At 67.0% G+C, this 21,271-nt stretch carries 27 protein-coding genes; 12 read left to right on the top strand and 15 right to left on the bottom strand.

The features are described 5' to 3' along the window. Positions 1 to 28 precede the first annotated feature (28 nt). Positions 29 to 382: a hypothetical protein gene (locus tag ACFEMD_RS05210; RefSeq protein WP_394739893.1), complete on the bottom strand. Its 354-nt coding sequence runs from the start codon at positions 380 to 382 to the stop codon at positions 29 to 31. 92 nt (positions 383 to 474) lie between these two features. Here ACFEMD_RS05210 and hutH point away from each other — a divergent pair, with 92 nt between their 5' ends. Next, positions 475 to 2,091 (top strand): histidine ammonia-lyase, encoded by a 1,617-nt coding sequence (gene hutH, locus ACFEMD_RS05205; RefSeq protein WP_394739892.1) that lies wholly within the window; start codon positions 475 to 477, stop codon positions 2,089 to 2,091. 160 nt (positions 2,092 to 2,251) lie between these two features. Here the strand turns inward: hutH and ACFEMD_RS05200 are convergent, their stop codons facing one another. Then, positions 2,252 to 4,231 (bottom strand): bacterio-opsin activator domain-containing protein, encoded by a 1,980-nt coding sequence (locus tag ACFEMD_RS05200; RefSeq protein ID WP_394739891.1) that lies wholly within the window; start codon positions 4,229 to 4,231, stop codon positions 2,252 to 2,254. A gap of 161 nt (positions 4,232 to 4,392) precedes the next feature. Next, complete coding sequence (locus ACFEMD_RS05195) at positions 4,393 to 4,644, bottom strand: MTH865 family protein (RefSeq protein ID WP_394739890.1); 252 nt, start codon at positions 4,642 to 4,644, stop codon at positions 4,393 to 4,395. A gap of 119 nt (positions 4,645 to 4,763) precedes the next feature. Here ACFEMD_RS05195 and ACFEMD_RS05190 point away from each other — a divergent pair, with 119 nt between their 5' ends. Continuing rightward, the gene (locus tag ACFEMD_RS05190) at positions 4,764 to 5,135 is read left to right on the top strand and encodes a CopG family transcriptional regulator (RefSeq protein ID WP_394739889.1); all 372 of its coding nucleotides are present in this window, start codon (positions 4,764 to 4,766) and stop codon (positions 5,133 to 5,135) included. Here ACFEMD_RS05190 and ACFEMD_RS05185 read toward each other — a convergent pair. The 4 genes from ACFEMD_RS05185 to ACFEMD_RS05170 all read right to left on the bottom strand — a co-directional run bounded on the left by ACFEMD_RS05185 (position 5,132) and on the right by ACFEMD_RS05170 (position 8,771). Then, a complete protein-coding gene (locus ACFEMD_RS05185; protein WP_394739888.1) occupies positions 5,132 to 6,724 on the bottom strand; it encodes a cobyric acid synthase in 1,593 nt (530 codons plus the stop codon). The genes ACFEMD_RS05190 and ACFEMD_RS05185 overlap by 4 nt on opposite strands. Before the next feature lie 48 nt (positions 6,725 to 6,772). Beyond that, complete coding sequence (locus ACFEMD_RS05180; RefSeq protein ID WP_394739887.1) at positions 6,773 to 6,982, bottom strand: hypothetical protein; 210 nt, start codon at positions 6,980 to 6,982, stop codon at positions 6,773 to 6,775. 120 nt (positions 6,983 to 7,102) lie between these two features. Next, on the bottom strand, positions 7,103 to 7,993 hold the full coding sequence (phaZ, locus tag ACFEMD_RS05175; protein ID WP_394739886.1) for an intracellular short-chain-length polyhydroxyalkanoate depolymerase: 891 nt from the start codon (positions 7,991 to 7,993) through the stop codon (positions 7,103 to 7,105). Positions 7,994 to 8,087: 94 nt separating this feature from the next. Then, positions 8,088 to 8,771 carry a cob(I)yrinic acid a,c-diamide adenosyltransferase gene (locus ACFEMD_RS05170; RefSeq protein WP_394739885.1) on the bottom strand — a complete coding sequence of 228 codons (684 nt, stop codon included), beginning with the start codon at positions 8,769 to 8,771 and terminating at the stop codon, positions 8,088 to 8,090. A gap of 97 nt (positions 8,772 to 8,868) precedes the next feature. Here ACFEMD_RS05170 and ACFEMD_RS05165 point away from each other — a divergent pair, with 97 nt between their 5' ends. Next, complete coding sequence (locus tag ACFEMD_RS05165) at positions 8,869 to 9,225, top strand: helix-turn-helix domain-containing protein (protein WP_394739883.1); 357 nt, start codon at positions 8,869 to 8,871, stop codon at positions 9,223 to 9,225. A gap of 37 nt (positions 9,226 to 9,262) precedes the next feature. On the opposite strand, the gene ACFEMD_RS05160 is transcribed toward ACFEMD_RS05165, so the two are convergent. Further along, positions 9,263 to 9,958 (bottom strand): ABC transporter ATP-binding protein, encoded by a 696-nt coding sequence (locus tag ACFEMD_RS05160; RefSeq protein WP_394740496.1) that lies wholly within the window; start codon positions 9,956 to 9,958, stop codon positions 9,263 to 9,265. Positions 9,959 to 10,315: 357 nt separating this feature from the next. Then, entirely contained in the window at positions 10,316 to 10,546 is a 231-nt protein-coding gene (locus ACFEMD_RS05155; RefSeq protein WP_394739881.1) for a CBS domain-containing protein, read from the bottom strand. Positions 10,547 to 10,727: 181 nt separating this feature from the next. Between ACFEMD_RS05155 and ACFEMD_RS05150 the strand changes: the two genes are divergently transcribed. Further along, positions 10,728 to 10,967: a DUF7127 family protein gene (locus tag ACFEMD_RS05150; RefSeq protein ID WP_278291909.1), complete on the top strand. Its 240-nt coding sequence runs from the start codon at positions 10,728 to 10,730 to the stop codon at positions 10,965 to 10,967. 129 nt (positions 10,968 to 11,096) lie between these two features. On the opposite strand, the gene msrA is transcribed toward ACFEMD_RS05150, so the two are convergent. Next, the gene (gene msrA, locus ACFEMD_RS05145; RefSeq protein ID WP_394739879.1) at positions 11,097 to 11,630 is read right to left on the bottom strand and encodes a peptide-methionine (S)-S-oxide reductase MsrA; all 534 of its coding nucleotides are present in this window, start codon (positions 11,628 to 11,630) and stop codon (positions 11,097 to 11,099) included. 45 nt (positions 11,631 to 11,675) lie between these two features. Next, positions 11,676 to 12,341 carry a 2,5-diamino-6-(ribosylamino)-4(3H)-pyrimidinone 5'-phosphate reductase gene (locus ACFEMD_RS05140; protein WP_394739878.1) on the bottom strand — a complete coding sequence of 222 codons (666 nt, stop codon included), beginning with the start codon at positions 12,339 to 12,341 and terminating at the stop codon, positions 11,676 to 11,678. A gap of 306 nt (positions 12,342 to 12,647) precedes the next feature. Between ACFEMD_RS05140 and ACFEMD_RS05135 the strand changes: the two genes are divergently transcribed. Then, a complete protein-coding gene (locus tag ACFEMD_RS05135; protein ID WP_394739877.1) occupies positions 12,648 to 12,941 on the top strand; it encodes a UPF0175 family protein in 294 nt (97 codons plus the stop codon). After that, entirely contained in the window at positions 12,941 to 13,429 is a 489-nt protein-coding gene (locus ACFEMD_RS05130) for a hypothetical protein (RefSeq protein ID WP_394739876.1), read from the top strand. The genes ACFEMD_RS05135 and ACFEMD_RS05130 overlap by 1 nt, the downstream gene beginning before the upstream one ends. Before the next feature lie 21 nt (positions 13,430 to 13,450). On the opposite strand, the gene ACFEMD_RS05125 is transcribed toward ACFEMD_RS05130, so the two are convergent. After that, complete coding sequence (locus tag ACFEMD_RS05125) at positions 13,451 to 13,660, bottom strand: hypothetical protein (RefSeq protein ID WP_394739875.1); 210 nt, start codon at positions 13,658 to 13,660, stop codon at positions 13,451 to 13,453. 126 nt (positions 13,661 to 13,786) lie between these two features. On the opposite strand from ACFEMD_RS05125, the gene ACFEMD_RS05120 reads away from it, so the two are divergent. From ACFEMD_RS05120 to ACFEMD_RS05100, 5 genes are all read left to right on the top strand, one after another. Beyond that, on the top strand, positions 13,787 to 15,061 hold the full coding sequence (locus ACFEMD_RS05120; protein WP_394739874.1) for a Single-stranded DNA binding protein: 1,275 nt from the start codon (positions 13,787 to 13,789) through the stop codon (positions 15,059 to 15,061). After that, on the top strand, positions 15,058 to 16,806 hold the full coding sequence (locus ACFEMD_RS05115) for a hypothetical protein (protein WP_394739873.1): 1,749 nt from the start codon (positions 15,058 to 15,060) through the stop codon (positions 16,804 to 16,806). Before ACFEMD_RS05120 ends, ACFEMD_RS05115 begins: the two co-directional genes overlap by 4 nt. 7 nt (positions 16,807 to 16,813) lie before the next feature. Beyond that, a complete protein-coding gene (locus ACFEMD_RS05110) occupies positions 16,814 to 17,605 on the top strand; it encodes a metallophosphoesterase (protein ID WP_394739872.1) in 792 nt (263 codons plus the stop codon). Positions 17,606 to 17,671: 66 nt separating this feature from the next. Further along, positions 17,672 to 18,157, top strand: a complete 486-nt coding sequence (locus ACFEMD_RS05105) for a molybdopterin-dependent oxidoreductase (protein WP_394739871.1) — start codon at positions 17,672 to 17,674, stop codon at positions 18,155 to 18,157. Positions 18,158 to 18,195: 38 nt separating this feature from the next. Then, positions 18,196 to 18,477 carry a hypothetical protein gene (locus ACFEMD_RS05100; RefSeq protein WP_394739870.1) on the top strand — a complete coding sequence of 94 codons (282 nt, stop codon included), beginning with the start codon at positions 18,196 to 18,198 and terminating at the stop codon, positions 18,475 to 18,477. A gap of 6 nt (positions 18,478 to 18,483) precedes the next feature. Here ACFEMD_RS05100 and ACFEMD_RS05095 read toward each other — a convergent pair whose 3' ends face one another. The 3 genes from ACFEMD_RS05095 to ACFEMD_RS05085 all read right to left on the bottom strand — a co-directional run bounded on the left by ACFEMD_RS05095 (position 18,484) and on the right by ACFEMD_RS05085 (position 20,678). After that, on the bottom strand, positions 18,484 to 18,774 hold the full coding sequence (locus tag ACFEMD_RS05095) for a hypothetical protein (protein WP_394739869.1): 291 nt from the start codon (positions 18,772 to 18,774) through the stop codon (positions 18,484 to 18,486). A gap of 66 nt (positions 18,775 to 18,840) precedes the next feature. Further along, entirely contained in the window at positions 18,841 to 20,196 is a 1,356-nt protein-coding gene (gene glnA / locus ACFEMD_RS05090) for a type I glutamate--ammonia ligase (protein ID WP_394739868.1), read from the bottom strand. Positions 20,197 to 20,375: 179 nt separating this feature from the next. Beyond that, a complete protein-coding gene (locus ACFEMD_RS05085) occupies positions 20,376 to 20,678 on the bottom strand; it encodes a hypothetical protein (RefSeq protein WP_394739867.1) in 303 nt (100 codons plus the stop codon). Between the two features lie 235 nt (positions 20,679 to 20,913). On the opposite strand from ACFEMD_RS05085, the gene ACFEMD_RS05080 reads away from it, so the two are divergent. Next, complete coding sequence (locus tag ACFEMD_RS05080; RefSeq protein WP_394739866.1) at positions 20,914 to 21,261, top strand: thioredoxin family protein; 348 nt, start codon at positions 20,914 to 20,916, stop codon at positions 21,259 to 21,261. Positions 21,262 to 21,271: the final 10 nt, after the last annotated feature.

Below are 21,271 nucleotides of genomic sequence, written 5' to 3'. Positions count from 1 at the left end.
GATCGAACCGAAACCGCAGGAAAGTGCCTCAGTAGGTGATGATCTCGTAGCCGTCGCTGACGAGCGAGCGGATGCTCGGGTGTCCCTCGTACTCGCCGGCCGGCTCGGCCTCGCTCGCCTCGACCTCGTCCTCGACGTCGTAGGCGCCCGCACAGTAGTCACAGACCTGCGCGTGCTCGGCGACCTGCGCGTACAGCGCGTGGTAGTCGTGGTCCTCGTCCTCGAGTTCGCCGACCCACTGGGTGCCGGCACCGTCGAAGAGGATCTCGACATCGTCGCCGGCATCGTCGAACTCCTTGGCAGTCTGAAGCCCGTTGACGACGCGGCCGAGGTCGGACGCCGATTCCGTTCCAGCGAGAATAACGATTGCTGCGTTTGGCATGCAACCCCGGCTTGGGATCCCCCACGTATCCCCGTTGGGCGTTCGTGTGCGGGCCGCCCACGAGCGACGGCGGCGATCGGGGGTGGGTTCCGATGACCGTCGTGCTCGACGGCGAGTCGCTGTCCCCGGAGGACGTCGCCGCGGTCGCGCGCGACGACGCCCAGCTCGAGATCGACGAAGCGGCCCGAGAGAGACTCAGGGAGTCCCGCGCTCGCGTCGAGGACGTGATCGAGAGCGGCGAGGCCGTCTACGGGCTCAACACCGGATTCGGCGAGCTGGTCGACGAACGCATCCCACCCGAGGAGATCGAACAGCTCCAGACGAACCTGCTTCGCAGCCACGCCGCGGGCGCGGGCCGCGAACTCGAGCGCGAGGAGGTCCGTGCGATGATGGTCGCCCGAATCAACGCCCTCGTGACGGGCTACTCGGGCATCCGCGAGACCGTCGTCGACCACCTCGTCGCGATCTGTAACGAGGGAGTCCATCCGGTCATCAGATCCCGCGGAAGTCTCGGCGCCAGCGGTGACCTCGCGCCGCTGGCCCACATGTCGCTGGTGCTGATCGGCGAGGGCGAAGCGATCGTCGAGGGATCGAACGAGGAGGGCGGAGAGCGGTGCTCCGGCGACGACGCGCTCGCCGAGATCGGCCTTGAGCCCCTCTCGCTGAAGCCCAAGGAGGGACTCGCGCTCATTAACGGCACCCAGCTGACCGCCGGCCTGGCTGCGCTCGCGGTCGTCGACGGCGAACGGCTCGTGCGCGGTGCGGACGCGGCCGGCGCGCTGACGATCGAAACCTCCCTCGGAACGACGGCGACGGCTGCTCGAGCGATCCACGAGGCCCGCCCGCACGCGGGCCAACTCGAGAGCGCCCGCGAAGTTCGACGACTCACCGCCGGCAGCGAGATCGTCGAGGCCCACCGCAACTGCGACCGGGTGCAGGACGCCTACTCGCTACGGTGTCTCCCGCAGGTTCACGGGGCGGTCCGGGACGCCCTGGGTCACCTTCGGGACGCCGTCTCCACCGAACTCAACAGCGCGACCGACAACCCGCTGGTGTTCGCGGGCGACAGGGTCGACGACCGCGCGTCAGGCACCGACCGCGCGGCGATCCTCTCGGGGGGCAACTTCCACGGCGCGCCGCTCGCGCTGCGTCTCGAGTACGCTCGTCTCGCGCTGACCGACCTGGCGGCGATCAGCGAGCGACGGATCGACCGCCTGCTGAACCCCAACCTACAGGAACCACACCTCCCGCCGTTTCTTGCCGCCGACAGCGGCGTCGAGTCGGGGTACATGATCGCCCAGTACACCGCGGCCGCGCTGCTCAACGAGCTGCGCTCGATTGGCGCCGCCTCGGCCGACAACACGCCGGTCAGCGGCGGCCAGGAGGATCACGTCAGCATGAGCGGCCAGTCCGCGCTCAATACCCGGCGGGCCGTCGAGAACGCTACGCAAGTCGTCGCGGCCGAACTCGTCTGTGGCGCCCAGGCCGCCGACTACGTCGACGATGCCTTCGAGACCGACGAGCCGCTGTCACTCGGTGTCGGAACGAGCGCCGTCTACGACCTGATCCGGGAGGTCGTCCCGTCGCTCGAGGCGGATCGGCCGGTTCACACCGATGTCGATCGGGTCGCGACACTGCTCGAACGAGGGCTGCTCGACGAGACGATCGAGCGCGCCACCGACGACTCGCCGTCGATCGACGACGACTAATCGTCATAGACCGACGGCGCAACCCTCGTCCCGTCGGTCGATTTGCGCACTGTTATCCCGCTCGAGCACCTACTCGAACCCGCCTTCGTCGGTCGAAGGCACCGGCACGATGGGGACCGTTCGAAACACCACCACCTACCGTTTCCCTCGCCGCCGGTTTCTATACAGTGCCGCCGCTCTCCTCGAAGAGCTCGCCCAGAACCGTCTTCAGCCCCTTCCGGAGGTGCTGGTGCATCGTCGGGGGCGAGACGTCCATCGCCTCCGCGATCTCCTCGCCCGTACTCTCCCGTGGCCAGTCGAAGAAGCCGCTGTAGTAGGCCAGCCGAAGCGTCGTGAGCTGTCGGTCCGTCAGCTTACCGAACACGTCGTCGCGGCGCTCAGCGGCGGTTCTGACCGGGTGGTCGACCTCCCGACGCGCCTCGAGTTTGGTATCCTCGTAGACGAACTTCAGCGCCTCGGCGACCTCGCGGACGTCGGCGTCTCGAGGGACTTCGATCAGAAGGGACGCGGAGCCGTTCTCGACGACGATGTCCCGGATCGTCGCGCCGTGGTGGGCGAGCGTGCGGACGCCTGACTCCCCCATTCGGATCTCGAGCGTGCAGCTGTCGGTGCCGTCGTAGATGAGCCGACACTCCTCGATGGAATCGTGATCCTCGGCCTCCTCGAGGACGGTCTCGCCGTCGAGCCCGTCGACGGTCACGTACTGGAAGATCCGACCGTCGGCGGTCGAGCCCGCCCACTCGAGCGCGATCGTACAGTCGTACTCCGTCGTCAGGTCGAACGCGAGCGTCTCGCCGCCGTCGATCCGGAACTCGAGTTCGAGGACGGTGTCGGAAAACAGTAGCTGGCGGTTCTTGACGGCACTGATGGTGAAGCCGGTCGTCTCGCCGAGCAGCTGGAACCCGCTTCGCTCGCTCTCGCTGAAGGTGTCGTTTCGGTTCGCGACGACGGCGAGGACGCCGTAGGTCGTCCCGCCGTGGCTGATCGGGACGACGACCGCCGCGTCGATTCCGTCCGCCCGAGCCGCCTCGCGAAGCTTCTCTGGAATCGACTCGTCGTCGAGCACGTCGTCTATCACCTGTATCTCGCCGCTTCTGACGGCGCGCTGGGCCGGCCGCTGATCCTCGGGATCGCAGCTCTCGACAGCCTCGAGGTAGGTCTCGGCCGTCCCGGCACCGGTCCGATACGAGAGTTCACCCTCGCCCGTCCGTTCGGCGATCCAGGCGCCGCAGTACAGCTCCGACTCGACGAGCTGTTCGCAGACCTTCCGCTCGATGGCCGCCTGGGTCGGCGCCTCGACGAGGGTCTCGATCACCTGCCGGACGACCTGGTTGATTCGGTTGACCGTCTCGAGCCGGTCCTGACGGGACTGCAGGCGCCGTTCGCGTTGGGCCCGCTCGGTGATATCCCTGGCCAGCCAGACGACCGCGCGCTGGCCGCCGATCCGTCGTTCGATGGGGACGACCCGCGCCTCGTACCGGCGCCAGCCCTCGGTCGTATCGGCGCCGTACTCGATGGACTGAATCGCGCCGGTCTCGATCGCCCGCTCGAGACGCGACTGCAGTCGTTCGGCGACGTCCGCGGGAAACACCGACTCGAGGGACTTGCCGACGAGTTCGCCGGCCGCAGTCGTGTACAGCGTCGCCGTATCCGGGCGAACCTTCGACTCGAGGTAGGTGCCGTCCTCCCCGATGACGAACGCCTCGTCGGGGAGTTCGTTCGCCAGGATACGGTGGTACTCCGGGGTCTCATCGGCCGGGAGCTCGGTGATCGCGTCGATAATCCGGTCGACCTTCGCCTCGGGCTCGTCGGCCGCAACGTACTCGGTCGCGCCCGCTCGCAGCGCCGCTACCGCGGTACGTTCGCTCCCCTCTGTGGGCGCGACGACGATCGGCGTCACCTGGACCGCCGACTGCACCTGATCGAGGACCGATCGGATCGTCGCCGGATCGTCGACCTCGAGGACGATTCCGGAGGGAGCCTCGTCTCCGTTGGCGGTCTCCCGGAGCGACTCGAGCGCTCGATCGGGGGGAATCGTTCGGACGTCGAACGAGGAGATCGTCTCGATCGCCGCCGACAGTTCGCTGTCGGGCGATTCGGTGATCAGGGCGACCGTGGCGTCGTTGGTTACGTCTTGCATGGCATCTCGGTTTTCCGGACTGATTGCGTACTCGAGAAGGATCACCGGGCAGCGATGTAAGTGCTTGCCATTCGTAGCACTCATAGCCGGGAGAAGTCGTCCCGACCGACGACGATCGACGGCTGGATCTCAAGGAGCCGAGTCGCGGAGGCCTCGTCGATCTAGAGTTCGCCCTGCTCCTTGAGGTCCTCGATGATGTCGTCGACGAACGTCTCGGGATCCTCGTACGGGAAATCCCCGCCCGAGGTCTTGGTGTTGAGCTCCATCGCGGTCATCGAGAAGTCGCCCGATTCGAACTTCGTTCCGGGGCCGTTCGGTAGGGCCGGAACGAGGTCCATCGGGCTCGAGATGGGGTAGTCTGCGCCTTCGAACGCGTCGATCATCTGGTCACGGAGTTCGGATTCGTCTGCCATCGCGTCCCCCTATTGCGGATGATAAATAATAAACCTGTTGTGAACTCCAAGCAGCTGACTGGGCGTTCGTTTCTCGACGCCCGAAACAGTAATGAGTCGCCGGTATGAAGGGTTTCGGTATGGCGAAAGATACCGTCAGATATCCGGACGCGGTCGTCGATCAGATCGACGCCCTCGTCGACGACGGTATGTTCGAGAGCAAGTCCGAGTTCTACCGCTTCTCCGCGGAGTACGTGCTCACGCTCGTCGATCCGGACCACGACGTCGAGACGTTCAACTTCGACGAGATCAAGGCCGAACTCGACATCCCGGAGGAGACCGAGTCCGCCGCCGACGGCGGCACTCGCTTCCTCGAAGCGGTCATCACCGTCCGGAAACACGGACTCCGCGGCGACTACGAGGCGGCCGAGCAGTTCATCGACGACCGCTACGAACCGACCGAACAGGAGTGTCTCGTGCTCGAGGAGCTACTCGGCACCTACCGCACCTAGGGTTCCGCGTCGAACGGCGCGCCCAGTTTCTCGAGGTCGACGTTCTCGGCGACCAGCGACGCGGCCCGATCCGCGGGGCGTCGCCCGTCCGGTCCGCCCTCGGCCGATCCGAAACCGTCGGGACGGTCGATCCCCGCCGAGGCCGCGACCGCCTCGAGAAACGCCGCCCGAACGGGCGCCGAATCGAACAGTCCGTGCAGGTAGGTTCCCAGCACGGAGCCGCGAGCCGCGCCGGTCTCGCCGAGCGGTCGATCGACCCCCTCGAGCGCCCGCGTGCGGCCGGCGTGGATCTCGTAGCCCCGCGCCGTGGCGCCGTCGGCGGCTGCGAGCAGCGGCGAGGCCGAGCCGTCGACGGTCACGGCGGTTCGCTCGAGGCGCTTCTCGGACTCGAATCGGGTTTCGACCGGGAGCAGGCCCAGACCCTCGAGGACGTCCTCGTCGCCGACCCCCTCGAGTGCGGCGTTCGTGATCCGCTCGCCCAGTAGCTGGTAGCCGCCACAGAGGCCGACGACCGGGCCCGAGAATCGCTCGAGGGCCGGACCGACGGCCGACGCCCGAAGCGCCCGCAGATCGTCGACGGTGTTTTTCGTTCCGGGGAGGACGACCGCGTCGGCGTCGGCCAGTGGATCCGGATTCTCGTCCTTCCGGCTCTCCCCGAGGGGAACGAACTCGACTGAAACGCCGGGCTCAGCCGAAAGCGCCTCGAGGTCGGTCGCGTTCGAGAGCCGTGGAAGCCGAGGCACCGCGATCGTCAGTCGTCGCTCCGCGGGGACGCCGTCGTCGTCGCCGAGAACGCCTCGCTCGCCCGGCCCGGGCAGGCCGACGCTGTCTTCCTCGGGCAGCCCCGGATCGTCGTAGGGGAGCACGCCGAGGATCGGAACCCCGGTTCGGGACTCGATCTCCTCGATGCCGGGCTCGAGCAGCGCAGGGTCGCCACGGAACTTGGTGATGACGGCGCCGACGACCCGTTCGCGGATATCGTCGGGAAGCAGTTCGATCGTCCCGTAGAGGCTCGCGAAGGCCCCGCCGCGCTCGATGTCGACGAGTAACAGGATGTCGGCGTCGGCGAAGCGGGCCGTCTCGAGGTTCGCCAGATCCCGATCGTGAAGGTTGATCTCGGCGATGCTACCCGCACCCTCGGCGACGATCACGTCGTGGTCCGTCTCGAGCCGGCGGTGGGACTCCTCGGCCGCCTCGCGGGCCTCGTGCCAGTGCTCCTCGTAGTAGCTGCCCGCGGGAACGTGCTCGCGAGCCCGGCCCCCGACGACGAGCTGGCTCTCGCCGTCCCCGCGAGGCTTCAACAGGACGGGGTTACAGTCGGTCGTCGGCGCGATTCTGGCTGCTCGAGCCTGAACGAACTGGGAGACGCCGATCTCGCCCCATCGGTCGTTTCCGTCGCTCGTACTGTCCCCGTCCGAGTCGTCGTTCGTCTCCGGGCGGACCACGACCCGGGCGTTGTTACTCATGTTCTGTGCCTTGTACGGCGCGACCGAGACGCCCCGGTCGGCGAGGTGTCGGCAGAGTCCCGCGACCACGGTCGACTTGCCGACGTGGCTCGCGGTGCCGGCGACGAGAAGCGTCCGCGTCATTCCGGTGGAACTCGAGCGGCGCGGGCTATCGACCTGTCGGTTTGCCGGCTACTCCTCGTCCTCGGGTTCCTCCTGGTCATCGCTCTCGAAACCGACCTCCTCCTCGGCGTGGGGCTCGATGTGGCTCAGGATCTCGTGGGGGACGTAGCCGATGTTATACCCCTCCTCGTTGTGGAGGACGACGCCGTGTTCGTACTCCCGGAAGTCGTAGCAGTTGATCTCTTCGTACGCGTTGCCTGGCTTGTAGACGACTTTCATGTGTATCCGATCGCAGCCGTGGTCAGTTTTCCCTGTCCTTGCAGGCGAAGGGCGCTTTCGGCGCACCTGACAGGTTTTCGGATCGACGGGTCGAACCCGATCCATGACCACCGTCCTAACTCAGTCCCCGAGGAACGACTTGACCTCCCGCAGTAGCTGCTCGCGGTCGTCGATAAGCGGCGAGTGTCCACAGCCTTCCAGTTCGACGAACGTCGCCGTCTCGCCGAGATCCGCGAGCGTCTCCTCGATCATCGCCTCGGTGATAACCAAGTCGTCTTCGCCCCACAGAACGAGCGTGTCGGCCTCGATGTCGGAGACCCGTCCGGAGCCCTCTGTAACGCCGTTGTGCTCGTCGCTCATGTTGAACCGGGTGAGCGCGTAGTCGACATCGACGAGGTTCCGCTGGGTGAACATGTCCGCGACGTACTCGTCGTAGCGCTCGGGATCGGGCTCGTCGTTAACGTAGATGAGCTGGTTCCAGATGGCCTTCATCGTCGCCGCGTCCTCCCGCTCGTGGGCCTCGAGGACGGGCGCGACCTGGACGGGATCGGCTGCGATCTCCTCGCGGGTCGTCAGCACCTCGTCGGTCGGATCCCCGTTCTCGTCCTTTCGATAGATCGGGTAACCCCGCGTACTGGCGGGCGCAAGCAGGACGAGCTTTCGTACCCGGTCGGGATGGGCGGCGGCGTACTCCATCGCGACCCCACCGCCGGTCGACCACCCCCAGAGGTGGAACCGCTCGAGGCCGAGTTCGTCGACGAACAGCGCGAGGTCCTCGGCGAAGTCTGCCAGCGAGTCGATCGGCTCCTCGTAGCTCGACTCGCCGAACCCGCGCATGTCCATCGCGTACAGCTCGTATCGGTCGTCCATCGCCTCGAGGACGACGTCCCAGTGTTTCGACGAGGTCATGTTCCCGTGGAGCAGGACGACCGGAACCGATCCGCCGTCGCGTTCGCGGTAGCCGATCGTCTCGCCGTTCGGGAGGTCGACGGTCTCGAGGGTGACTGCCATACGCCGCTACTGTACGATGAACAAGATAAGTACACTGGCGCCCCTCGAGGAGGACGACGCGTACCCGCCCACGCGATCGGCAGACGGCGAGGGCTCAGTACTCGGTTCCCTGCCGCGCGCGCTGGCCGTCCTCGATCGGGTGCTTGACTTTCCGGACGTTCGTGATCAGGTCCGCGCGGTCCTCGAGGTAGGTCGGTTCCTCGTGGCTGCCCGACAGCACCAGCTCGAGGCCGTCGGGTTTGGCGTCGACCAAGTCGAGGACGTCGTTCTCGCCGATCAGTCCGCGATCGGCCGCGTACAGCACCTCGTCGAGGATCAGCATGTGGACGCCCGCCTCGGGGTCGGCCCCGAGGTCGAGGGGCGCCGAGAGGTCGGCGTCGTCGGCCGCCGCGAGCAGTTCGCGGGCGCGCTCGAGACCCGCTTCGGCCTCCGCCTGGTGGTCGGCGTCCTCGCTGCCGTCGGCCATCCCGTGCCAGCCGTAGTGGCCGAGGTTCTCGTAGCTCATCCCCGACAGCGCTTCGATCGCGTTGTACTCGCCTCGAACCGCGTCGACGCTCGAGGCGCCGCCCTTCATGAACTGGAGCAGGTGAACCCGGTAGCCGTGGCCGGCCGCGCGCATCCCCATCCCGAGCGTGGCGGTCGTCTTCCCCTTGCCGTCGCCCCACCAGACTTGGACGAGCCCGAACTCCTCGGGCGCCGCGGGTTCGATGCGTTCGGCTTCGGGAGTCCGACCCGCTCCCGGCGTGCTCTCGAGAACGTTCTCAGAGTCGTCGCTCATACGCTGGCTCTGGAGCGCCGGCTACATGTAGCTACCACATCGCAGGTAGCCGACCAAACGTGTCTTTAGGCTCCGCTTCCAAGCCGGGTGTACCCGTATGCCACTCGAGTTCTCCTCGCCGGACGACGCCCCTTCGCGCGAGCACGTCTTCGGCGTGCTGACCGACGACGACTGTCGGGCGATCATCGCGACTCTCGAGGAGCCACGGACGGTCGCGGAGACGGCCGAGGAGATCGACCGTCCCCTCTCGACGACCTACCGGAAGCTCGATCGACTGACCGAGGCGGGACTGGTCAGGGAGACAGTCGGGGTCGGCCGGAGCCGAAGCCGGAAATCCCGGTACGTCGCGGACTTCGATCGGGTCGCGATCGGGCTCGACGACGACCGATTGCTCCGGGTCGACGTCGAGAACTCGAGCAACCCGCTGGTTGGCCTCTGGACCCAGGATTCGTGAACCGATCGAGTACCGTTTCGAACGACTTCGGAGAGCGTCATCGCTCGCCCGAGACCACTCGCCCGTCGCGGAGCGTGACCACCCGATCGGCCACAGCGAGGGTCTCGGTGTCGTGCGAGGCGACCAGCATCGCCCGCTCGCGGCCGAGATCGGTCAGTGCCTCGAGCACCGTCTCCCCGGTCGCGGTGTCTAACTCGCCGGTCGGCTCGTCGGCGACGATCACGTCGGGATCGGTCGCCAGCGCCCGCGCGATCGCGACCCGCTGTCGCTCGCCCCCGCTCAGTTCGCCCGGCAGGTGCGTCGTCCGGTCCTCGAGATCGACTCGCTCGAGCAGCCGGCTCGCCCGCTCGCGTCGTCGTCCCTTCGGGACCCCGGCCTGCACCAGCGGGAGCGCGACGTTCGCCCGCGCGGACAGCGCGGGGAGGAGGTGAAACCGCTGGAAGACGATCCCGACGCGTTCGCGCCGGAGGCGGGTCCGCCGACGGTCCGACAGCGACGCCACGTCGGTTCCGTGTAGCGCGACCGTCCCCGCCGTCGGCACCAGCAGTCCGGCGACGGCGTGGAGGATCGTCGACTTTCCGCTCCCGCTCGGCCCCTCGAGGCCGACGATCTCGCCGGCCTCGACCGACAGCGAGACGTCCTCGAGTGCCGTCACCGTTCGATCCGACCGGGCGCGGAACCCGCCCCCGGTCCCGTACTCGTGGCCCACGCCCTCGAGCCGAACGGCCGCCATCGGTTCGCTCTCATTGGCGCGGTTCGGTGTCGGTGATGCGGTCTCTCGAAGCGCTCGGTTGCTGATCGTCACGGAGTCTCGCAGAGGTCGACGGTGCCGCGCCACATTGTTTCGGTGCGGTTTCTATATCGCAAGGACGAGTTTATCGCCCCGGGGCGGACGTTCCCTCGGCTCTCGAGAACAGTCGCCGAGCGGAGAGGAGACGCCGCCACGCGGTGCCTTCGGTGGCCAAAACTGCGGGCATCGAGCCGAAGGGAGTCCCTACCTGGTGCAACCGCGGTCGAGAACGAACCGGAGTCGACGGCGACGTGACACGGGTGCAGCGTGAGAGCCTACGTGGTCAGTCGTCGGAGGGCGTCAGAGGCTGTAGCCCGGCGACTGGACCTCGATCGTCTCGGAGACGTTCTCGAGCTGTTCGCCGATCGTCGCCACGAGGTCGTCGAGGGTGACGATCCCGGTCGGCTCGCCGTCCTCGGTGACGACGACGGCGCCGACGTGCTCCTCGGCGAAGCGTTCGGCGACGCTCTCGAGGTCGTTGTCTGGCCGTGCGGTTACGACGTTTCCCGGAACGAGTTTGCCGACTGACATACGGGTCGACTCACGCCGCCAGTCCTTGTGACGCCACGGCATTCGAGTGGGCGCAAGACCGATGCGGTACGGAGCGGCTGGCGGCCCTCTGTTTCCGGCGGTTGACCGGCGAAACACGTCGGATCGGACGGCCGGATGCTGCGGGGGTAGTGCTTACGGTTGGTGGGTGCCTAGCCGGACCATGCGAGTCCCAAAACAGCTCCGAGACGGTCACACCGAGGATGCGGTCGTCCGCGAAATCGAGGACGAGAACGGCAACGTGATCACCGTCGACTTCGGCTCCGACGCCGCCGACATGTCCGTCGACGTCGTCGACGAGACGGTGATCGTCGTCATGGACGATCGACAGTTCCAGTTCGATCTGCCCGCCGGCGCGACCGAGGTGTCCGCGAACAACGGGATCCTGACGATCTCCGAGTGACGGGCTGCGGATGGTCGGCGTCTCCCCAGCGACCGCGTCGCTCGAGTTTCATACGGTTTACTGGAGCCATTTCCGGCGTAACCGCCGCCCAGTCGCGGTTACGCCGGCAAATCGCTACAGCAATTCGTATCAGTTCTCGGGCGTCGCCTTCGCGGCGAACTTTTCACGGACCTTCTCGACCTTCGGCGCCGCGTGCATCGAGCAGTAGGCGTCGTTGGGATTCTTCTCGAAGTAGTTCTGATGGTGCTCCTCGGCCTCGTAAAAGGTGTCGAGCGGTTCGATCTCGGTGACGATTCCCTCGTAGAGCCCCTCCTTTTCGAGTTCCTCGGCGAAGGCTCGGGCGGTCTCGAGCTGGTCGTCGTCGTGGGCGTAGATCGCCGAGCGGTACTGGCTGCCGACGTCCGGCCCCTCGCGGTCCTTCGTGGTCGGGTCGTGGATCGTAAAGAAGCCCTCGAGCAGGTCCTCGTAGGCGACCGTCTCGGAATCGTACTCGAGCTGGACGACCTCCGCGTGGCCCGTCGATCCCGAACAGACCGCCCTGTAGGTCGGGTTCTCGGTGTGACCGCCGGCGTACCCCGAGGTCACGGATTCGACGCCCTCGAGCTGCTCGAAGGCCGCTTCGACACACCAGAAACAGCCGCCGCCGAACGTGGCTCGTTCCATAGACGGCCGTAGGGAACGAGCGTGCAAAGACCTGACGGGACCCGGTTAGCGCTCGGCCGTTCGCCAGGTCAACAGCGCCCCCTCGCCGACGCGCTCGAGGCCCTCGAGCTCGAGGGTGGGAAACTCCGCGACGAACCCATCGCCGTCGGCCAGCGTCGGGGCGTCCCGCCCGCCGATGACCTTCGGGCCGACGAACACCCGCAGCTCGTCGACGAGCCCGGCCTCGAACAGCGAGAAGATGAGCTCGCCCCCGCCCTCGACCATGATTCGCTCGAGGCCCTGGCCCTGCAGCGTCGCGAACGCCCGCAGGAGGTCGACCCGGTCGTCGCCGGCCGTGATCAGCTCCGCCTGCTTCGAGAGGTCCATCCGATCGTCGATCGTCGCCCGCTCGCTCGTACAGACGTAGGTCGTCGCCGCGTCGTCGAGGACGGCCGCGTCCAGCGGGGTCCGTCCCGTCGAGTCGACGACTACGCGGGCGGGATGGGCCGGGTCGCCCCGGTCGCGTCGGTCGGCGATCAGCGCCTCGTCCTTGACGGTGAGGTGGGGGTCGTCGGCGAGGACGGTGCCGACGCCGACGACGACGGCGTCGCTGTCGGCCCGCAGGCGGTCCATCCGCGCGAAGTCCTCGTTGCCGCTGATGGCTATCTGTTCGCGGCGTCTCGAGGAGAGCTTCCCGTCCGCGCTCATGGCGGCGTTGACGACGACGTGCATACCGTCTGCTGGGAGACGGGTCCTAAAGAAGGCGTGGGTGAGCGTGGCGGAGCACTCGAGCCGGGATGGGAGTGACGGAAGATACGGTACAATAGGCACCTATCTGAGCTGGTTCACCCAAGGAAGCTACAATAGGTACAAAAGGTGGGTGTGACTCGGTTGTGTGGCGAACTGGTAGGCGCGAGCGACTGGACTAAGAGCTCTCCGTTCGCTCCGCTCGCGAAAATTCCGTACCGCGTTGGTGAGAACTACTTCGACGACTCCCCGTTACGCTTACCCCGTATCGTAACGTACACGCTCGTCACGATGAAGACGGTCACTACGCGGATCCCTGAAGAAGACGAGGAACTCCTCGCCGAACTCGAGGCCGAACTGACCGCGGATCGCTCGGAGGTGCTCCGTCGGCTCATCCGACAGGGACTCGAGGACTGGCGGAGAGAGCGGGCGCTCGAGCAGCTTCGCGACCACGAGGTAACGCTCCGTCGGGCGGCCGAGATCGCGGACGTGACCTACGTCGAAATGCTGTCGATCGCCGGCAAGGAGGGGATCGACGTCGGGTACACGACCGACGATCTCGAGCGGGACCTCGATCGAATCTAATGGTTGTCGTCGATTCCTCCGCACTCATCCCGCTCGCGTGGGTCGGGCGTCTCGATCTCATCTCCGCAACGTTCGACGAGATACGGACGACCGAGGCGGTCCGAGCCGAGGTGCTCATCGAGGGGAAACGCGGAACGGCTGCGCTCGAGGCGTTCCTCGAGGACGGTTCCATCTCCGAGACACCGCCGGAGGCTGCGGACGTGGCGTCCCTCGAAGGGGTCGCCGTCGCCGATGCATCGGTGATCCTGCTCGCGGGCGACGACGACTCGATCCTGCTCGCCAACGACAAGGGGCTGATAGACGTCGCCCGAACGCACGGTGTCGACTGTTGGTGGGTGACGACGCTGTTGCTCAAGTGTGCGAAGGACGGAACGGTATCCGCAACCGAAGCCAGCGGCGTCCTGTACGATCTCGTCGATCAGGGGATGAACCTCCATCCGAAGGTGTACGCGCAGGTCCAGCAGAAACTCGAGGAGCTCGGCGACTGACCGTCCCCCGCTACCGGTCCGTCACACGTCCCGCCGCGGATCGTCGCTCGAGCCGAGCAGAATCCGGTACACGACGTACCCCACGAGCAACGCGAATCCGAACGTGGCGACGGTTTCGGCGAACCAAATGACGGCGTACAGCGCCCGTGTGAGGATTCGGACGGCGACGAGGCCGCCGAAGATCAGGGCGACGAAGGCGAGTCCGCCCAGCGCCGAGCCGATGCGTTCCATACCCGTCGTTCACGAACCGACGGGATGAACGTACCGTTTGTTCACCGTCTCGAGGGTCCCCCATCCGGATTTCACTTCCGGCGCGTTCCGGGAACGCTTTTTAAGCCCCCGACCGAAGTGCCGGTGATGGAACTCGACGATCATGCCGAGGAGCTCGCCTCCGACCTCGGTGTCGACAAAGAGGAGGTCAAATCGGACCTGCAGAACCTGGTGGAGTACAGCGTCCCGGTCGACGAGGCAAAACAGAGTCTGCGCCGAAAGTACGGCGACGGCTCGAGCGGCGGGGGCGGAACCCCCTCGGCGAAGAACGTCGCCGACATCACTCCCGAGGACGGCTCAGTGACCGTCACGGGAACCGTCCTCACGGCGGGGAAGCGCTCGATCCGCTACCAGGGAAGCGACCACGTTATCGTGGAGGGCCAACTGGCCGACGAGACCGGACGGATCGACTACACCGCCTGGGAGGACTTCGGCTTCGAGGCAGGTGACACGATCACCGCGGGCAACGCAGGCGTCCGCGAGTGGGACGGCGAACCCGAACTCAACGTGGGCGAGAGCACCGCGCTCTCCTTCGAGAGCGACTCCCTCGAGGTTCCCTACGAAAGCGGCGGCGAGGCCGAACTCACCGACCTCGAGGCGGGCGACCGCGCGCGCACCCTCGAGGTCGCGGTTCTCGAGTGCGAGCGCCGGACGATCGACGGCCGCGACGGCGAGACGGAGATCCTGAGCGGCGTCCTCGGCGACGAGAGCGGTCGACTACCCTTTACGAACTGGGATCCGGTTCCCGAAATCGAGGCAGGCGCGTCGGTCCGCATCGAGAACGCCTACGTCCAGGAGTTCCGCGGCGTCCCCGAGGTCAACGTCTCGGAGTTCTCGCGAGTCTCCGCGCTCGATCGAGAGATCGACGTCGGCAGCGACGCGACGACGATGGACGTCGGCGAGGCCGTCCGCACGGGCGGGATCTACGACGTCGAACTCGTCGGCAACGCGATCGCGATCCGGGACGGCTCGGGACTCATCCAGCGCTGTCCGGAGTGCTATCGTGTGATCCAGAAGGGCCAGTGTCGAACCCACGGCGACGTCGACGGGATCGATGACCTGCGGGTGAAGGCGATCCTCGACGACGGCACGGGCACCGTCACGGCCATCCTCGACGACGAGCTGACACAGCAGGTCTACGGCGGGGACCTCGAGGACGCCCTCGAGGCCGCCCGCGAGGCGATGGACCAGGAGGTCGTCGCCGACGAGATCCGTGAGAACGTCGTCGGCCGCGAGTACCGCGTGCGGGGTCACCTCTCGGTCGACGAGTACGGCGCCAATCTCGACGCCGAGACCTTCGAGGAGAGCGACGACGACCCGGCCGCGCGTGCGACGGCCTTCCTCGAGGAGGTGGACGCGTGAGCGCGAACGGTGACGAGAACGGCGAGGAGATCCCCGGACGGGAGATCGCCTACCGCCTGTTCGCCGCCGAGTACGACGACGCCTCGCTCTCGTATGCCGAAAGCGACGAGGAGCGAGCACCCAACTACGTGATCACGCCGACAGGCGCACGGCTTAACCGCGTCTTCGTCGCCGGCACGCTCACCGAGGTCACGTCGGTCAACGACGAGATGGTCCGAGCCCGCGTCGTCGACCCGACGGGCGCGTTCGTCGTCTACGCCGGCCAGTACCAGCCCGACGAGCTGGCGACCCTCGAGTCGATCGAGCCGCCCGCGTTCGTCGCGGTGACGGGCAAGGCCAGGACCTTTCAGCCCGACGACGCCGACCGAGTTTACACCTCGATCCGACCCGAGTCGATCGCGACGGTCGACGCCGACACCCGCGACCGCTGGGTCGTCAGCGCCGCCGAGCAGACCCTCGAGCGGATCGGCGCCTACGCGGCCGCGACGTCCTTCGATGCGGACGGCGACGCCCTCGCCGACGCGCTTGCCGAGGACGGCGTCGAGTCCGGCCTCGCCGACGGCATCCCGCTCGCGATGGACCACTACGGGACGACGCCGGACTACCTCGCCGCGCTCCGCGACTGCGCGCTCGAGGCCTGCGAGGTCGTCGCGGGCGAGCGCGACCAGGTGAGCGGCCTCGCGCTCGACCCCGACGGCTCGAGCCCGGAGTACGGGGCGACGTTCGACTCGCTGGCGGCCCTGGGTTCGATCGAGCCCGACGAATCCGCCGTCGCGACCGCTGCCGAGGACGACGCTCCCGACCCCGCCGAGGTAACTGCGGGCGAGGACGAGCCGGAACCGGTGGCGACGGCCACGGCCGACGAGTTCACCGCGAGCGAGGACGTTCCGACCGACGCCGCCGGCGAGGACCCGGCATTCGACGCCGACGAGTCCGACGTGGTGTCCACCGAGACCGACGCTCCCGACCCGAGCGAGGTAACTGCGGGCGAGGACGAGCCGGAGTCGATGACGACGGCGACTGCCGATGAGTTCGCCGCCGCTGAGGAGGTTCCGGCTGACGCGGAGACGAGCGTCGAAGGCGAGACCGAGATCGGTAACGACGACCCGTCCGCGGAAACCGAAACCGCAACCGAGACCGATGAGTTCGAGTTCGACGACGTCGAGCCCGACGAGTTCGGAGCCGACGACGAGCTTGAATCGACGTCCGCGGCCGACGAGAGCGACGACGAGGAGCTCGGCGACTTCGACGGCGGCGGGATGTACGAGATGGACGACGACGAACGCGAACAGCTCGAGAAGGAGTTCGGCGCCGAGTTCGCGACCGGAACGGAGGTCGACGACCCCGGCGAGAACGACATCGATGTCCCCGAGCCGGACACTGACGCCGACGCCGGGACTGGCGAGGAACTCGGTGAGGCCTCGGACCTCGAGTCGGAGACCGAACCGGATCCCGAGCCCGAACCGGAGACGGATGCCGTCTCGAGCGCCGACGAGCCGGACGCCGACGACGAGACCGACACGGACGACGAGGACGAGGAGCCGGCGTCGGTCGACCTCGAGGCGGCGGTCGTCGAGACGATGTCCGAACTGGACGACGGCGACGGCGCGGACCGATCCACGGTCGTCGAAACCGTCGCGTCCGAGACCGGCGTCGACGAGGGCGCCGTCGAGGATGCCATCGAGGAGGCCCTGATGGGCGGGCAGTGTTACGAGCCCGCAGACGGGACGCTGAAGGCGATCTGACCGGACGATGGGGGACGACGCGAGCCGCCCGGAGCCGACCGTCGAACCCGTTCCCGGCGAGCCGGCCGCCGTCGCGACGGTCGGCGACGAGCGCGCGCTGTTGCTCGCGGACTACCACGCCGGCTACGAGGCCGGCCTGCGCGTCGAGCGCGGCGTCGACATCCCCAGCCGGGCGCCGGAGCGCCGCGAGCGACTGCTCGCACTGCTCGAGCGAACCGGCGTCGACCGGTTGGTCGTTCTCGGCGACCTGATGCACTCGATCGGCGATCCCGGCGGCGCCGAGCGCGGCGAACTCGAGGTGCTGTTCGAGTCGCTCCCGTCGACGGTCGAGGCGACGGTGGTGAAGGGGAACCACGACGGCGGGATCGAGGACTGGGTCGGGAACGCGACGGTGGTTCCGGGTGCCGGGACGGCGATCGGATCGGTCGGCGTCTGCCACGGCCACACCTGGCCCGCGCCGTCGGCCCTCGAGACCGACGTGCTCTGTCTGGGCCACGAACACCCCTGCGTGCGCCTCGAGGACGAGGTCGGCGGCAGCCAAGTCGAACCGGTGTGGCTCCGCGGTCGGCTCGATCCGGAGCCGTTTCGGGACCGAGCGGAGTACGCGGCCCTCTCCTGGTTCGACGGAGGAACGCCCCCGCGAGTGATCGTGCTGCCGGCGTTCAACGATCTCGTCGGCGGCACGTGGGTGAACGTTCCGGGCCAGTCGTTTCTCTCGCCGTTTCTCCCCGACGGGCTCGCGGCGGGCGAGGCGTACCTGCTGGACGGCACCCGACTCGGCCCCTACCGCGACCTCTAGCAACGCCGATCCCAGCGACTGGGAACGCCCGGAACGGGTAGTACCGATCCGCCGCAAACGACGGCTATGAGCGACGCTGCTACCCGAGCGCTCGAGCGACCGATCCGTCTCGTCGGGACCCGAACGACGACCCTCGACGGGACCGACCTCGCCGCGCTCGAACACCGGAGCCGAGAGATCGAGATCGTCTGTGCCACGGGCGACCGGTTCACCGAACGCTGGCGGGGCGTGCCGGTTCCGACCCTGCTCGAGTCGGCTGCGCCCTCGCCGGAGACGACCCACCTGCTCGTCGACTCCCGGGACGGGCTCCGAGCCTGCGTTGCCGTCGAGGACGCCCTCGAGGGGTTGCTCGCGGTCGCGAAGGGCGGCCGCCCGCTCTCGATGGTCGGCGACCACGCGACGCGGTTCGTCGCGCCCGGCGTCGACGGCGTCCGGACGGTCAAGGGCGTCGCGCGCGTCGAGGCGGCGACGCTCGCTCCCGGCGAGGATCCCGACTCATACGAACGATGGGGGGAGTCGGCGGACGAGCACTCCGGCGGCCAGCGCATGTAGGCCGAATCGCCATCCCTCGTCCCCGGAAAGGGTGGCGTATGTCGCTCGAAACGTACCGACTCGAGGTCCGAGAGTCAGATACAGGTCTCGACGCCGACGTCTACGACAGCGAGGAACTGATCGCGGAGTCGACCCACGTCTCCTACGACGACTTCGACGTCGAGGCGCCGGATCGCAACGGAGACGTCTCCCGGAGCGAGGAGGTGACGGCCGACGTCACCGAACTCGACGTTCAGGTCCAGCGAGACGACGCCGGCTTCACGTTCGAACTGCTCGGCGACCGGGAGACGCTGACGACGGTTCGGGTCGACGACAAGTAGGGCCGCTCACGCGCGTTCGGTTTTCGATCTGATCTCGTCGCCCTCTCGCCACTGGTAGTAGCGATACTCCTCGCCGTCGACCGCCATCGTGGACACCGTCGCGCGCTCGGGGACGCCGCTCGGGTACGTGTCGTCGTCTCTGTCAGACGGGCGAGATTCCGCCCAGTTCGCAAGCGCGTCGGCGTGATCAGCGACGGACCGGATCGTCTCTGGATCGGAGTCGGCGAGCGCTTCGAGGACCGCGCGTAGCTCCGGCTCGAGGTCGTCCGGCGGCGTCGGTTTGTCGGACGGCTCCATCGTCGGACCCGTTCGGTCGCGAACGTAAAAAACGCGAAGAATCGATCGTCGGCGGGTCGTCGTCGCTCAGTACTTCTCGAGGTAGCGCTCGAGCTCCCAGTCGGAGACGTCGATGAGGTACTCCTCGAACTCCTGGCGCTTGGCCTCGACGAACTTCTCGGCGATGTGCTCGCCCAGGGCGTCGTAGACGACCTCGTCCTCCTCGAGGGCGTCGACGGCAGCACCGAGGTTCGACGGCAGCGTCTCGATGCCGTACTCCTCGCGCTTCTGTTCGTCGAAGTCGTAGATGTTCTCGCGGACGGGGTCCGGACACTCGAGATCGTTCTCGATCCCGTCGAGACCCGCGTGGATCATGGTCGCGATCGCGAGGTAGGGGTTACACGAGGGGTCGGGCGAGCGGAGCTCGACCCGCGAGGCCGCGGGAACGCGGGCGGCCGGCTTGCGGATCAGCGCCGAGCGGTTGCGGTCCGACCAGGCGACGTACACCGGGGCCTCGTAGCCGGGAACGAGACGCTTGTAGCTGTTAACCGTGGGGTTCGCGACGGCCGTGATCGCCGGCGCGTGCTCGAGAACACCGGCCGTGAACGCGTGGGCCTCGTCGCTCAGGTTGAACTCGTCGTCCTCGTCGTGGAAGGCGTTCTCGCCGTCCTCGGTGAACAGCGAGATGTGAGTGTGCATGCCCGAGCCGTTGACCTTCGGGATCGGTTTCGGCATGAACGTCGCGTGGTAGCCGTGCTGGGCGGCGATCGCCCGGACGACGGTCCGGAACGTTCCGACGTTGTCAGCGGTGGTGAGGGCGTCGTCGTACTCGAAGTTAATCTCGTGTTGACCCTGCGCGACCTCGTGGTGGCTCGCCTCGACCTCGAAGCCCATGTCCTCGAGGCCGTAGATGATATCGCGGCGAACGTCCTGGGCGAGGTCCTTTGGTGCAAGGTCGAAGTAGCCGCCGTGGTCGTTGGTCTCGGTCGTCGCGTGGCCGTCCTCGTCCTCCTCGAACAGGAAGAACTCGGGCTCGGGGGCGGCGTTGACGGTGTACCCCATTTCGTTGGCGCGGTCGAGCGCCTGCTTGAGGACGTACCGCGGATCGCCCTCGAACGGCTCGCCCGTCGAGGTATCGATCACGTCACAGATCATCCGTGCGGCGGCGCTGTCCTCTTTGTCCCTCCAGGGGAGGACGGCGAACGTCTCGGGGTCGGGTTTGAGGCGCATGTCCGACTCCTGAATGCGGACGAAGCCCTCGATCGAGGAGCCGTCGAAGTAGATTCCTTCGGTGAACGCCTTCTCGGCCTGGCGGGCCGGAACGGAGACGTTCTTCACCGTGCCGAGAATGTCCGTAAACTGCAGGCGAAGGAAGTCGACGCCCTTCGATTCGATCTGATCCAGTACGTCCTGCTCTGCTGTGGTCAGGTTCCCATCTGACATTTTCTACTCGACTTCTCCAACGGATCCCACTATTAAAGCTCTACTGTTGTGGGCGAATATACTCGAGCCGAAGCAGAGTTGGACAATCATAAATTCAGTCCATCGTCAGACGGGGATCGGGTCGAAAGACGGCGGGGAATCGGAGAGAAAAGCTTCGAACGTCGAACCGATACCGACGATCATCGGTCCTTGCGGTGTTGCGAAGGCCCCGCCGAGGCCCGCGCTCTGACGCCGACGCTCGCCCGCCAGACCGAGACCGAGGTCCTGACGACCCGGCTCCACGCCTCGACGGGGCTGGGATCGTCGTTCCCGCGGGGTCGCTCGTCGAGAACAGTTTCGCAGTCCGGACAGACGAGCGCGATCTCCTCGCCTCGCGGTTCGCGAACCCAGTCACCACCGACGGGGCTCGCGTGGTCACACCCCCAGCAGTACAGCGTCGTCTTCCCCCCGTCGGGCGGCTTGCGGTCGTGACTGATACTCATTGCGAGTCAGTAGGGGATCGACGCGTAAAGCCCCTTTTCTCAATGATCGTTTCTCGCACTGATCCGAGGGAGTTAGTCACACAATAACGCCTTCATTCGGAATTTTGGATGACGTGTGTCCACATAAAATATCTTTCTCTGCTCGAACGGTCAGGAGGAGGTTCGATCGTTTCGGCCAAAAACACCCGTCGCGCGTCGGCGCTACCGGTTTCAGTCGCGGGACCGTACCTAGGGTATGGACGAGTCAGCGAAACCCGCGCGCCTCGAGGACGGCGAGGACCTCGAGGCGTTCGTCGACGAGCACGACGTCGCCCTCGTGGAGTTCTACACGAAGGGGTGCGAGCGGTGCAACGCGATGGTCCCGGTGCTCGGGAACGTCACTCGCGTCACCGACGTTTCCATCGCCCTGCTCAACCCGGGCAACGACATCACGCTCGTCGATCGCTTCGACATTCGATCCGTGCCGACGCTCGTCCTGTTCGAAGACGGCGATGAGATCGGGCGGCTCGCCGAGGGATTCGTACAGACTGACGCCGTCGTCTCCTTCCTCGAGGAGCGCGTTCCCGAGACCGTCGCGGAGTGAGGCCGGGAAG

Origin of the sequence: Natronococcus roseus (genome assembly GCF_043677095.1) — an archaeon.
Lineage (GTDB): Archaea > Halobacteriota > Halobacteria > Halobacteriales > Natrialbaceae > Natronococcus > Natronococcus roseus.
The sequence above is the reverse complement of the archived record's forward strand: the minus strand, read 5'-3'. Positions and strand labels throughout refer to the sequence as shown.